Annotated in this window: 9 protein-coding genes; 8 read left to right on the top strand and 1 reads right to left on the bottom strand. The window is 37.1% G+C overall.

What is annotated here, in order from left to right; translation table 11 throughout:
* The first annotated feature begins 177 nt into the window (after positions 1-177).
* From IPI59_01810 to IPI59_01830, 5 genes are all read left to right on the top strand, one after another.
* The gene (locus IPI59_01810; protein MBK7526303.1) at positions 178-1,638 is read left to right on the top strand and encodes a hypothetical protein; all 1,461 of its coding nucleotides are present in this window, start codon (positions 178-180) and stop codon (positions 1,636-1,638) included.
* Positions 1,639-1,857: 219 nt separating this feature from the next.
* On the top strand, positions 1,858-2,670 hold the full coding sequence (locus IPI59_01815) for an alpha/beta hydrolase (protein ID MBK7526304.1): 813 nt from the start codon (positions 1,858-1,860) through the stop codon (positions 2,668-2,670).
* A 46-nt stretch (positions 2,671-2,716) separates the two neighbouring features.
* Complete coding sequence (locus IPI59_01820; GenBank protein MBK7526305.1) at positions 2,717-3,286, top strand: YdeI/OmpD-associated family protein; 570 nt, start codon at positions 2,717-2,719, stop codon at positions 3,284-3,286.
* A gap of 48 nt (positions 3,287-3,334) precedes the next feature.
* The gene (locus tag IPI59_01825; GenBank protein MBK7526306.1) at positions 3,335-3,745 is read left to right on the top strand and encodes an SRPBCC family protein; all 411 of its coding nucleotides are present in this window, start codon (positions 3,335-3,337) and stop codon (positions 3,743-3,745) included.
* 673 nt (positions 3,746-4,418) lie between these two features.
* Complete coding sequence (locus IPI59_01830; protein ID MBK7526307.1) at positions 4,419-5,357, top strand: leucine-rich repeat domain-containing protein; 939 nt, start codon at positions 4,419-4,421, stop codon at positions 5,355-5,357.
* Positions 5,358-5,943: 586 nt separating this feature from the next.
* Here IPI59_01830 and IPI59_01835 read toward each other — a convergent pair.
* Positions 5,944-6,738 carry a Fic family protein gene (locus tag IPI59_01835; GenBank protein ID MBK7526308.1) on the bottom strand — a complete coding sequence of 265 codons (795 nt, stop codon included), beginning with the start codon at positions 6,736-6,738 and terminating at the stop codon, positions 5,944-5,946.
* A gap of 197 nt (positions 6,739-6,935) precedes the next feature.
* On the opposite strand from IPI59_01835, the gene IPI59_01840 reads away from it, so the two are divergent.
* The 3 genes from IPI59_01840 to IPI59_01850 all read left to right on the top strand — a co-directional run bounded on the left by IPI59_01840 (position 6,936) and on the right by IPI59_01850 (position 14,452).
* Positions 6,936-8,789, top strand: a complete 1,854-nt coding sequence (locus tag IPI59_01840; protein MBK7526309.1) for a hypothetical protein — start codon at positions 6,936-6,938, stop codon at positions 8,787-8,789.
* Between the two features lies 1 nt (position 8,790).
* Positions 8,791-10,629 carry an AAA family ATPase gene (locus IPI59_01845; GenBank protein MBK7526310.1) on the top strand — a complete coding sequence of 613 codons (1,839 nt, stop codon included), beginning with the start codon at positions 8,791-8,793 and terminating at the stop codon, positions 10,627-10,629.
* 523 nt (positions 10,630-11,152) lie between these two features.
* Positions 11,153-14,452: a DEAD/DEAH box helicase family protein gene (locus IPI59_01850; GenBank protein MBK7526311.1), complete on the top strand. Its 3,300-nt coding sequence runs from the start codon at positions 11,153-11,155 to the stop codon at positions 14,450-14,452.
* Positions 14,453-14,492: the final 40 nt, after the last annotated feature.

Genomic DNA, 14,492 nt, shown 5'->3' on the forward strand with positions numbered 1-14,492 from the left:
TTTTTAGGCTTTTCCGGATTTTTTATACTTCCGGATATGCGTTTTGCGTTAAAAAGGTTTTTTAATGTCTTAAATTTAGCCCCTCCCATCATTTAGTTAATTAATTAATTGATTATAAAACAAACTAAAGCGTTAAAACAAGCTTTGTTTTTTTGAATTTATATTCTGCAAACACCTATGAACTGTTATTTTTTACTTACCCGGGCTTTTTTTGGCCTTCTGCTGCTATTTATTATTACCAATATTTTATATGCCCAAGAACCCTATTTAGAGCCGGGCAGCCCCGTACCCCCCGAAGAAAAAAACACTTCAAAAAACCCCGAAAATATTTCTATTGCGCAAGAACAAGCCCAGTTTTACAGCCAGTTTGCGGCTGAAACCGAAAACGAAGCCGACTATGACCACGTTCAGTTTGACGTGTTGGGCAATGTTCGCACTGGTTTAGTGCCGCGCACGTTGCGCTCGCCCAATTGCCGCCTCAATAAAATTGTTTACGGCTATCACCCCTATTGGTACGGCCCCGAAATTTACCAGAATTACGATTTGGGACTAATTTCAACGCTAAGTTATTTTTCGTACGAAATAAATCCGGCAACCGGAGCTTATAAAACCGTTCACAACTGGATGGATACCGAAGTTATTACCCAAGCGCAAGAAGCCGGATGTAAAGTTGAGCTTTGTATTACCAATTTTGGCGGCGACAATAACTATAAGTTTTTTAGATACAAAGGCACTTGGCAACGTTTAGCCAGCAACGTGGTTAAATTATTAGATGCCCGCGCTGCCAATGGCGTAAATATTGATTTTGAGCATATCCGGAAAAGCGACAAGGCTTATTTTATTAAGTTTGTACAATATTTACACAATTATTTTGCCCAATATCGTCCCGGCACCACCATATCTGTTGCGGTGCCCTCGATAGATGAAGACGGCATTTGGGATTTAAATTTGCTTGACCCTTATGTTGATTTGTTTGTAATAATGGCTTACGACTACCATTATGCCAACAGTAAAACTGCAGGCCCCGTTGCCCCCGTAAATGGCGGTTTGTTTTCAATAAAAACTACCCTTGACCATTATACCAGCTACAGCGTTTGCCGCGATAAAATTGTAATGGCCGTGCCCTATTATGGCCGCGAGTGGCAAACACAGTCGGGGTATGTGCCATCGGCTACTACGCAGCATTTGCAAGCGGCTACTTATGCAAAAATTAAACAATCGTACATGGGGCGTTACAGCCAACGCTGGGATGCCAACAGTGCATCGCCGTTTTATATTATGGGCAAAAAAGGCAATTTTAAGCAATGCTGGCACGAAAACGAAAAAAGTATAGCGGCAAAATACAATTTAGCCATGCAATACGGCTTGGGAGGCGTGGGTATTTGGGCTTTGGGCTATGATAATGGCCACCAAGAACTTTGGGATGTAATAGAAAGTAAATTTATGACCTGTGCCGATGCCAACACCTACTCCTCATCCGGAAGTAACGCTTTTCAGTCGCACGGCGCTTCTATCAACCCGTTTTACCAGCGCATTGTTGATGCCACTAAACAAATAATGCCCGCCGACAAGCCTAAAGCTGCCCCCGCTGTTGCCACCCCTAACGGAAAATCAGCTATTTACAACGGCAATAAATAATTATTAGCCCAAGCAAATAGATGGGTCTGAAGCGCAAACTTGCCAAACAATATCCGGAAGGTATCGATGCAATATTTTCCCTCAAAAAGTTTATTTATCCGGATTTTACCAACAAAAAACAAATTAAGGTATAAATTTGTTGAAATTTGAGTTTTTAGAAAGACTACTGTTGGCGGTCATTATAACGGATGACACAACCAGAAAACAAAAAATATAAATATGGACATGGTAACAACAACAAGCGACAGTTTGATTTTTAAGAACGGATATTCTGAGGTGAATGGACTTAAAATGTATTACGAAATTTATGGACAAGGTAACCCACTTGTTCTGATACATGGAGGTGGCTCAACTATTCAAACAAATTTCGGGAAGCTAATCCCTTTGCTTTCAAAAAATAGAAAAGTAATTGCTGTTGAACTACAAGCCCACGGAAGAACCAACGACCGCAATACTGACCTTACATTTGAGCAAGATGCTGACGATGTAGCTACGCTTTTAAAAAATTTAAAAATTGATAAAGCCGATTTTTTAGGGTTTAGCAATGGAGGAACAACAACCATACAAATTGCTATCAGACACCCTGAAATTGTGGCCAAAATGATTTTATGCTCTGCACTTGCAAAGCGAAACGGTGTTCCCGACTGGTTTTGGGGATTTATGGCACAAGCAAAATTGGAAAATATGCCTAAGCAACTGCAAGATGGCTACAAAAAGGTTGCAGCAGACACAAGCGGTTTGCAAAGAATGCACGACAGAGATGCAAAGCGAGTAATTAACTTTAAAGACATTCCAGACGAACAAATAAAGGCTATAAAAATTACTACCTTAATTATTATAGCCGACAAAGATATTATTACACCGGAACATGCCATTGAGCTTCGCCGACAAATTGCCAACTCAGAATTGGCCATCGTTCCCGGCGTACATGGACAATACATTGGGGAAATAACAACAATAACCCCTGATTTCAAAGAAAGCGACCTGGTGATTCCAATGATTGAAAAGTTTCTTTACAACAAGAGCGAATGAAATGATTGCTTAAACAAAAAGGAATACTAAAGAAAACCTTAACCAAATGGCAGCAACAAATATCAAATCTTTTAAATCCAAGAATACTTGGCGGAATTGGTTGGATAAAAACCAAGACTTGCCAGAGGGAATATGGCTTCAAGTGTTTAAAGTTGATTCAGGCATTGAATCCGTAACCATCGTTCAAGCATTAGAAGAAGCATTGTGTTTTGGTTGGATAGACGGACAAAGAAAAAGCTATGATGAACAATCTTATTTGCAGAAATACACACCTCGCAGAGCACAAAGCATTTGGTCAAAACGCAATATTGGTATTGTGGAAAAACTTATAGAAGACGGAAAGATGACCCCAAGAGGTTTTGCAGAAATTGAAAAAGCCAAAGCTGATGGGCGCTGGGCGAGGGCTTACGATTCACATACTACCATGCAAGATGCTGAAGATTTGCTGCAAGAATTGGCAAAAGACAAAAAAGCTGAAATCTTTTATCAATCGCTTAATAAGACCAATAAATTTGCCATTAATTTTCGGCTTCAAACAGCTAAAAAACCCGAAACAAGAGCCAAGCGAATACAAGAGATTGTGGCCATGTTAAAGGAGGGAAAAAAGCTTCATTAAAAATCAGATTAAAACCTACGATATAAGGTTTAACAGAGTAAGATAAATATGAACAACAAAATAACGGTAACTGCAACCATAAATGCAGACGCAAAGAAGGTTTGGGACTTCTACACCAACCCAAAACATATTGTAAATTGGAATTTTGCCGACCCAAGTTGGCATTGCCCAACAGCCACCAACGACATGAAAGTTGGAGGTGTTTACAAAGCAAGAATGGAGGCCAAAGATGGAAGTTTTGGTTTTGACTTTGAAGTCGTTTATACAGAAATACACCAGGGTGATAGTTTTACCTATGAGTTTGGTGGGCGGCAAGCATCTGTTGTGTTCAAAGAACAAAGCGGGCTAACCACAGTTACTGTAAAATTTGACCCTGAACCACAAAACCCAATTGAAATGCAACAGCAAGGTTGGCAAGCTATTTTGAATAACTTTAAAAAATACACCGAAACTAACTGACGAGCAAGAACAACGAACCACTAACGATGGTAACCGTTGCACAACTCAATTTTTTTCTAAGTAACTTTGGGGCTAAACTGCCCGTAGCGACTGCATTTGCGGCGTTTTAAACAAGCTTCAATTTTGAATGCCTTAGATGGAACTTACCAAAGTCCGATACTTCCGGATAAATTTACGCCCTATATTTTTATCCGGATAAAATTAAGGCAATCCCCCCAACCCGCTTATTTATCCGGATAGATTAAATAAAAAAGCCAATAAAATAGCCGCTGTTTAAAATTAATTATGTAAATTTGTTGAAATGTTAAAATTGCAAACCATGAAACACAAAATTATTGTATTATTGACCCTCCTAAATGCAATTAACAGAATTATCCGGATAGGTGGCGGAGATAATACGGCAAAGATTTAACATTTAAAAACGAGTTAAACAATTTTTAGAGCACCGGACGGGAAAACTAAAACTTATAACAGATTAACTTTTATAAAAGTGAAACCACAACAGATACTTAACCTCGAAAAACACTTAGGCTTCGAACTTACACCCTGTAGCTGGGGGCATACCCGATATGCCAGTAAAAGGTGTGCTTTTGATACGCAAAATAGAATAATTGCATTAAACTTAAGTCAATGTAATATTTCGGATATTTCTTGTTTACAAGGTTTGACGAGTTTGGAAGAGTTGCATTTAAATAATAATCAAATTTCGGATATTTCTTGTTTACAAGGTTTGACGAGTTTGAGAGAATTAGATTTACATTATAATGAAATTTCGGATATTGCTGGTTTGCAAGGCTTGACGAGTTTGGAATTTTTGCATTTAGGTAATAATCAAATTTCGGATATTGCTGGCTTGCAAGGTTTGCGGTGGTTGCGCATCTTGCATTTAAATAATAATCAAATTTCGGATATTGCTGGTTTAGAAGGTTTGACGAGTTTGAGAAACTTGTATTTACATAATAATCAAATTTCGGATATTGCTGGTTTACAAGGTTTGACGGGTTTGGAATGGTTGTTTTTAGGGCATAATCAAATTTCGGATATTGCTGGTTTGCAAGGTTTGACGAATTTGACAGTGCTCGGATTAGAGAATAATCAAATTTCGGATATTGCTGGTTTGCGAGGTTTGACGAGTTTGGAAGAGTTGAAATTACATAATAATCAAATTTCGGATATTGCTTGTTTGCAAGGTTTGACGAGTTTGAAAAACTTGTATTTACATAATAATCAAATTTCGGATATTACTTGTTTGCGAGGTTTGACGGAGCTGAGGACATTGTTATTACATAATAATCAAATTTCGGATATTGCTGGTTTGCAAGGTTTGACGGAGTTGAGGACATTGTTATTACATAATAATCAAATTTCGGATATTACTTGTTTGCGAGGTTTGACGGAGTTGAGGACATTGTTATTATATAATAATCAAATTTCGGATATTGCTGGTTTAGAAGGTTTGACGAGTTTGGAATTTTTGTATTTAAATAATAATCAAATTTCGGATACTTCCTTTTTAGACTATTTACCCAAGCTGAAAAAAATATATTTAGATGGCGAGGAAATTACGGATATTTCTTCTTTACCCGAAATCTTAAAAAGGAAAAAACGCTAATAAAGCGCCACCAAGAGCAAATCATTCCCTTTTTTAAGCAAAGCGATGATGAAATTTTGGCCTACCTGTTACAATATAGACCAAAGTCAAAACTTTTCAATTTCCGGAAAAAGGTTTTGCCTAAATACAAAGTCATCAATACCACTATCCGCGCCTTAGGGCTGTTGTAGGTTTACAAACGGAAAAACCGTTAAACAACAGGTCGCAGCACTTGATTTTTTGTTACTACTGCTTCGCAGGTTCACTTCACAACCTTGCCTTCGCAAGTTTGCCCGTTCATATAAATAAAAAAGATATAATAAAACAAAAGCCATATATTTTGTTCTTACAACAAAATAAAGCAATTCAGTTTAAGTTTATTGGGCTAATTATTTATTCATTTTGATGAAATACATTTGCCAAGTAGAATTTACAGTGCCACAATTAGTACAGAAGGCAGAAGAAAAAAGACCATCAAACTAATTGAGGTATAAACCTTGCTTAACAGTGCGGGCGATATAAATCTGTGTGTTTAAAGCGAATCCCCCCAACCCGCTTATTTATCCGGATAGATTAAATAAAAAAGCCAATCATCAAAATAAAGAACTCACTCAACAGTTTCTTTAAGGGCTTCGGGCAACATCAATAAAAACGGCAAGCATCTATCCCAATACAGCACATAGTAGTTATAGCCCAAAGCAATATTTTGATAATATTCAGGACGATTATCCCAATAATATTTTTCTGAATTTATAGACCAAGCCGACATGCCAAGTGTTGCCACTAAAAACCATTTTTCAAGTAAACGTGCAGAACGACCATTGCCATCCATAAATGGGTGGATTTTTGCAACCCATAAATGTATCATTGAAGCATAATAAAAAACTTCCTTGTGTGATAATTTGCGTTGCAAAAGTTCTGAAATATCGGCAAACAATTTGCCCAATTCCTCCTTTACGAATTGCGGCTCAACTGCCAAATAAACAGGTTTTAGCGTTTTAGAATCTCTAACCCCCACTTGCTCTTTCCTTAACTTTCCTCTTAAACCTACCGCCAATAAAGTTTTTGATAAAATTGCGTGCGCTTTCAAGAAATTGGTTTTATTCAAATTGTTTTCAGAGGCAAATTTGTATGCCTTTACCAAATCTTCAATTTCTTGCACCTCCTTTTTCTTAGGAAAACTTTTGTTTCCCCTGTTTCTAAAAAAACTGTTTGCATCGATGGTATTACCCTCAATCTTAGAGGAATAAAGTGATGATGCGATTATATAGTATTCAAAATCGTCTGCTGTGAATATTGATTTTGCCCGTAGTTTGTGAAATACCGCCAACCAATTTATTTTGCACGCTGACGAGTATTTTTCAAGGTATTTGAAAGAGATGAATTTTAAATGTTTACCCATAGTACAAATTTACGATTTTAAAGTATAATTATCGCCAAAGATTATACGGCAGGGCAAAAACCAATGCCCAAAGCAGTACATTTGCAACCCACCCAAAGCCACACCGAAACCAAAACCTACCATAAAATTGTTTTGTTGCCGAAGCTTATGAAAATTTCCGTGTAAATTTCAGAACTTAGCGCAAATAATCAATCCCCATGAACGAAAAAAAGCTATCTGAATTACAGAAAGAATACAGAATCTTCTTTTTAGAAAAGATGGAACGTTATGGCGTTAAATCACCTGCCGAGCTAACAAAAGAAGGAAAATATAAGTTTTTTACCGAAATAAAACAAGATTGGGCAGAATATAAACTAACGAAAATACGAGAAAAAGAAAGAAAACTCCAGCCAACCCCCACTGTAGAAGAGCCGGTTGAAAGCTATAGAAAAACCGAAAGTAAAAACAAGCAAACAAGTCCTAAAAAAGATTTGCCCGAACAAAAATCTATAAGCCAGCAGACGAATAATGAAGATAACCCGCGCTTAACCCAAAAAACACCTCAGCAAGAGGAGGAGGAAAAACCAAGGGAGTTTATAAGCCAAATAATTATGTCTGAACCCAATGAAGAACAAACAGATGATTTAAGAATTTTATTTGCCCCCAACAGTTATTTTGCACAAACAGAACAATACTTATATCCGGTAGTAAAAATGCCAAAACAAAATGCGGTGCTAAAACTTCCAAGGGCTGGTCGTTCAAACCAAAGGGGGTACACCGAAAATGGCTTTTTTAATCAGCTTAAATTATACATATCCGACCTTGAAATTACAAACAATGTACATTTGGTAATACCAAATTTTAAAAAACCCTACGAGCCAGATATTGTTTTGTTTGATAAAAATTTAAACCTCTATATTGATATTGAAATTGACGAGCCTTATGACGGTTATTACAGATACCCAACACACTATATTAATCCGGAAGATGAGGCAAAACAAGATAATATCAGAGATTTGTTTTTTACCGAAAGTGGTTGGATTCTAATACGGTTCACAGAAAAACAAATTCATTGCCAACCATTCGACTGTATTGATTATATCAAAAATGTTCTCAACTCAATTTATAATAGAAAATTCGTTATTGGTGCGGCTTGCCAAAGAGAAAACCAATGGGATTACAACCAATGCATACAGTGGCAAAAGGCTTATTACCGGGAAAAGTATTTAGGTATTGAAAGATTTAAAAAACAATTTAGCAACAAGGAAATAGCAATAGACACAACCCAACCCGAAAGCATAGAAAATGTAATTGAGAGAACCAAAAGATTCAAATTTGATAACTGGAGCAGCAATATTGCCTTTGACGAAGAATCGCATAAATACCTTCACCCAAAAGATGAAACAGGAAACGCCGAATATATTTCGGTTACAACGCTTATTGAACGTTTTTTTCCGTTTGATTTAAACAGGTATATCGAAAAAAAAGCAGAAGAGGAAAACAGACCGGAAGAAGATGTTTTAGATGAATATCTTTTAATGCGAGATGAAGCTGCCGAAAAGGGAACATACCTGCATAACCAAATTGAGCAGTTCCTGAAAAATACCGCTTTTGATCCGGATTCAAAGGAGTTTGCCTTGTTTCTTGATTTTTACCATAAGGAAATAAAACCAAGAGGTCTTAGGTTTTTTGATGCTGAAAAAATGATTTTTTCTGATAAATATCTTGTAGCCGGAACAATTGACTGTCTTTACAAAAAAGAAAACAAAGATGAGTATGTTATGCTCGACTGGAAAAGAAGCAAAAAACTCATTATTGATGGGCATCCGAGAATTTTTGGCTATGGCTATGCTTTATCAGAATTGAGCAATTTAGACAATTCGAGCTTTAACAGATATTGCCTGCAACAAAATATTTACAAGCATATTGTAGAAACCGAGTATGCCCTGAAAATATCTTCAATGAAACTGGTTGTTTTACACGAAAACTACCCCGACTATTATATTGTTAATGTACCGGTTATGAAAAAAGAAACACAAATAATTTTAAACTCATTAAAAGTAAAAATATAAAATGGACGTACTAAACGAATTTCAGGCAGCTATTGAAATTGAATTTGCAAAAAACCTTCAAGAATTTGAAGAACAACAAAAATTGCCCTTAGATGAAAGGGTTGCCAAAGGGGTAACAATGTCTAATTTGAAAGTTGAAATAGAATTTTATGACGGTTTACCCGATCGGTTTTGCCCTCGTTTACCAGAACCACACGAATACATTTATGCGGTAAAAGTATTTTGTAAAAACAACATATCGAAATTTAAAGAAGGCAATTCTGTTGTTTTAAGCAATGGCTCGTATCGTTTCGAAATGGAAATTGAGGAGGACAGTACGGAAAACTTTATACTAAAACCCAATGATTTTAACGTTAAGAATTGCTATATTGATAGTGTAAAATACCCCGAAAACAACTGGGAAATAAACGCAGTAAATACGAATATAAGCACAAAACTTTTACTAACTGCTGCCGAGGTATTAAAAGACGATACTACAATCCTTCGCAAAATTGAAAACTTCTTAAACGGCAGAACCCAAAACACCTACCAAGGTTATTCGAAAAAAGTTGGTTATTTAAACGATTCGCAAAACACGGCTTACCTTAAAGCCATAAATGCAAGTAATTTCTGCCTTGTTCAAGGTCCTCCTGGTACAGGTAAAACAGAAACCATTGGTAATATGGTAAAACATTTTGTTGATTGTGGGCTAAAAGTTTTTGTAACGGCACCAAACCATACCGCTATCAACAACTGTTTAAATGCCGTTGCTTCAAAAATTAGAGACAAATCTAAAGTTGTAAAAATTGGTGAAAAAGCGAACAACAAAGAAGTGCAGGAAAATCCTTTTGTGGCAAGGAAATCAAGGGTATCTTACTCGAGTTATAAAATTAATGCTAACTACAGTCAAAAAGGAATTGCAATTGGCTCAACCGCCTATTCGCTATGCTATCCGGGAAGTAAAAAATTAGATGGTTGGCTGTTCGATGTCTGTATTATTGACGAAGCCGCCCAATTAAGTATTCCGTTATCTGTTGCTGCAATGTGCCGAACCGGAAAGTATATTTTTGTAGGCGACCACAAACAACTCGACCCAATTATACCCAAAAAGACGGGTAATAAAATGTTTGCCGAGTCTATTTTTAGTAGATTGGCACGCATTTATCCAAGTGAGATTAACCTTTTGAACACCTCTTATCGCCTCAACGAATCGTTGATAAAAATACCAAATACGTTGTTTTACAACAACCTGCTTAAAGCTGCATCAACTACTCAGGAGGATAATAAAACCTATCAATGCAACCATCATTCCGGATTGCTAAACAGCGAATCGCACAAACTTATATTGCATAATGTTTTTGATTCGAACGGTCGTTCTCCGCACGAAGCAAAAATTGTGGCTGAATTGGTTTCAGACCTTATACAAAACGGGGTGGACATTAAAGATATTGGCATTATGTCGCCCTACCGGGCACAAGTTAGAGAAATTAAAAAAGCAGTTAAACAAGTCCTGCCCAATTCTATCGATAAGCCTTTTGATACATTGCTGGTCGATACCGTTGACGGAATGCAAGGGCAAGAAAGAAATTATATCATTTACAGTTTTGCCAATGCTCACCCTCTTGAATCAATGAGGCGGTTAGACTTTTTCTACAGCCCAAACCGATTAAATGTAGCAATAACGCGAGCCATTAAAAAATGTTTTGTTATCTCTAATTATAAGGTGTTCGACATTATAGATGAAGACCTAAAAGACCACGAAGAATACGACGAAATAAAAGACAGTTTAGATGTTTTTAAGCGGTATAAATCAATGGCTTCCATTGTAGAGATTAACCAAACTGATGATGATGAATGGTAAATGATTAAATCCACAAGCAAAGACACTGGGTTTTATGCTTTCCCACCTCACCCCCCCTATTCAATCCGGATTTTTTTAAGCGCAAAACCCACTAAATCGCCTGTTTTTCAAGCCTGTTTCCTAAATTTGCCAAAAGTTAAACGGCTATTAAACCGGCTGCCGTTGGCATCAATAAAAAATGCAAAAAAAGTTTAATTCTATTTTAGCGGTTTGCCTCGTATTGCTTACATTCGACGCCTGTAAAAAAGACAATCATGCGCCAGATGACCTATTCGCCCCTATGAACGTGCTCAACGACAAGTCAGGACGGGCAGCGGCAAACCCGATATTGTGGGCAAAGACAATTTTCTGAAATTCGGCACCATCTTGAACCTAAAAGTCTTTGAAGGCAGAGTTTACCTCGCCATTGGCAACAGACAAATAGGGGGCACTTTGCAGCAGATTTCGTTCCTGCGGGAAAAGTAAAATTTAAACAGGAGAAGGAATTCAATATAGAAAACCAACTTAAAAACAATAGCAAATAATGTCAACTAAATTTTTTACAAACAAGAGCGAACGAAGCATGTTCGAAAAATTCAAAGGAATTATCGATTATATGAAAGATTTGTATGCCTTTCATGCTGTTGTTGGCTATTTCCGTTCATCGGGCTACTTTGCCCTTCAAGATTACCTTAAAAACTTAAAAGAAATTAAAATTTTGGTTGGTATTAATGTTGACCAAATGTTTGCCGAATCGCAACGCAAAGGGCTTTTATACTTTGGTGATGCAGAAAAAACCAAAGAAGAATTTTTAAAATGGTTTATACAAGACATTAAAGAAGCCAAATATTCTAAAGTAGTTGAAGATGGTGTTTTAAAGTTTGTAAACGACTTAATTAACGGAAGAATTGAAGTGAGGGCACACAACTCAAAAGCCATGCACGCTAAGTTTTATTTGTTTTTACCCGAAAAACACAGCGAACATTCAGACGGGTGGGTCATTATGGGTTCGTCAAACCTAACAGAAGCAGGGTTGGGCAAAAAAAAATCTCCTAATTACGAGTTGAACATTGCGCTGAAAGATTTTGATGATGTTCAATTTGCTAAAGATGAATTTTCCATGTTATGGGATGACTCAGTACCTATATTACCTACCGACATTCAACAGTTTAAACAAAAAACGCATATAGGGCAAATTTTTACACCATACGAATTATACATCAAGTTTTTAATTGAATACTTTGGCAAAAATATAGACTACGACCCCGATACAGTTGGCGATTTGCCAAAAACCTACAAAACACTTTCCTATCAGGTTGATGCCGTAAACCAGGGTTTTCAAATGTTGATGGACCATAACGGTTTTTTTCTATCAGACGTGGTTGGCTTGGGCAAAACCGTGGTTGCCGCCATGATAGCCAAGCGGTTTTTGATAGCAAACGGCACTTTGAACACCAGAATTTTGGTAGTATTTCCACCGGCTTTGGAAAAAAACTGGATTAATACTTTCAGGCAATTTAATATTGATAAGCATTGTAAATTTATAACGAACGGGAGTTTAGATAAGATAGTTGAAGGAAAAGACCCTAAATACTGGGCAAAAGAAGATTACGACCTGATTTTAGTGGATGAAGCACACCGTTACAGAAACCACAGTTCGCAATCTTTTGCCTTTTTGCAACGCATTTGCAAATCGCGTAGAAACGGGGAAGGTTTGGTTCCGGGAGAAAAGAAAAAAGTAATTTTAATTTCGGCAACACCACTCAACAACCGCCCCCAGGATTTATACTATCAATTGCTTTTGTTTCAAGATGCAAGAAGAACTACTTTACCGATTGCCAATTCTAATCTACAGGCATTTTTCGGACCCATTATCCGGGAATTTCAGGAAATAATGAAAAAGAGTCAACCGGATATTAAACGCATCAGTGAACTGTATTCAAGCATTCGCGAAAAAATTATTTCTCAAATTGCCGTTCGCAGAACAAGGAGCGATTTAAGAAACTACCCGAAATATTTAGAAGATTTAAAAGCGCAGGGCATTGAGTTTCCCGATATTGCCGGCCCCAAACCAAAAATTTATACATTTGATACCAAATTGAGCAAACTGTTTTATCATACCGTTTTCTATCTTACAGACAGCGATAAAATTCAGTATTTTCGTTATCAAGCTATCAAATATTTGAAACCAGAACTGCGCGAAAACTATTACGAACAAGCCGTTTTGGTTTCGCAATCATTGGCGGGCATTATAAAAACCTTTATGATAAAACGTTTAGAAAGCAGTTTTAGGGCTTTTAAATCTTCTTTAAAAAATTTTACTACCGCCACCGGCAGAATGATTGAAATGTTTGACAAAGGCAAAGTTTTAATTGCCCCCGATTTAAGTGTAAACGACTTGATGGAAAAAGGCTTCAGCCTTGAAGAAATTGAAGAGAAAATAGCAGTAATTTCTATTGAAAACCCAAGAAACAACGTTTTTTCTCCGGATGATTTTGAAAGCAATTTTATTGAAGGTTTGCGAAAAGACTATCGGCTTTTGCAGGAATTGGTAAAAGAATGGAGCGAGATTGAGCAAGACCCCAAATTAGATACATTTCTACACGCTTTGAAAGAAGAATTTTTCAATAAACAAATCAACCCAACCGGAAAATTAGTTGTTTTTACCGAAAGCGCCGAAACGGCAAACTATCTAACAGAAAAAGTGGAGGCGTTTTTGAAAACCAAGGTATTGAGCGTTTCCAGCCACAACCGAAACAAAATTTTTGAAACCATTCAGGAAAATTTTGACGCTAACTACGATAAAGAACACAAAAACGATTACAACATAATTATTACTACCGATGTATTGGCAGAAGGCGTAAACTTACATAGAGCAAATGTAATTGTTAATTACGATACCCCTTGGAATGCCACCCGATTGATGCAACGAATTGGGCGGGTAAACCGTATTGGCAGCTCAGCAGATGTTATTTATAACTACAATTTCTACCCCTCGCAACAAGGCGATGAAGAAATAAAATTATACCGCAACGCTTTGGTTAAACTGCAGGGTTTTCATACTGCCTTTGGCGAAGACGCAAAAATTTATACCCACGAAGAAATGCTGGAAGAATTTGAACTTTTTAAAGAAGGCTCACCCGATGAGGAAGACAAACGCCTGTACTACCTGCGCCGCATTAGGGAATTTAAAGATAACTTCCCCAAAGAGTTTAAACGAATTAAAGCGTTTCCGTTAAAAGCACGTACTGCCCGTAAAAATAAACCAGATGGTACGAAAAACGGAACAATTGTTTTCCTAAAATCGGCTTACAAAACAGAATTTTACCATATTGATAACGAAGCAAAAGTACTGCCATTGACTTTTTTAGAAGCTGCCCAAAATTTTGAAGCAACCCCTGCCGAATTGCCTTTGCCCTTGCCCGAAACGCATTTCAAGCATGTGCAGGCTGCCCTCAATTCGTTTGAAGAAGACTTTTTGGGCAGCGTTGCCGAAAAAGTTACCGCTACCGACAAATCCGATGCCAATACCAAACAGGCATCAAAATTCTTGAAGGATTGGAAAAACGTAACGCACCAAAAAATAGTAAAAGATATTTGCCAAAACCTCATACCCATTGTTAATGACGGTATCTATACGCCATTAGCGCTTGAACTTGTAAAACTTAAACGAAAATGGGATAAAAAGCAAATCAACGTTGCGCAAGTGGAGTATTTGCTGATTGCCATGGCAAAAAAATATGATGCTTTTTCTGAAGTGGAAGAAGAACAAATAGCAGAAGAAATTGATGCAAATATTAATCCGGAAATTGTGCTTTCAGAAACATTTATTGATGGACAATAGTTGTTGCAACCGCTCGTCTCAAATTCTCTGGGGGCACAAC

The sequence above is a fragment of the Sphingobacteriales bacterium genome, from assembly GCA_016706405.1.
In the GTDB taxonomy this organism is placed as follows: Bacteria; Bacteroidota; Bacteroidia; order Chitinophagales; family UBA2359; genus BJ6.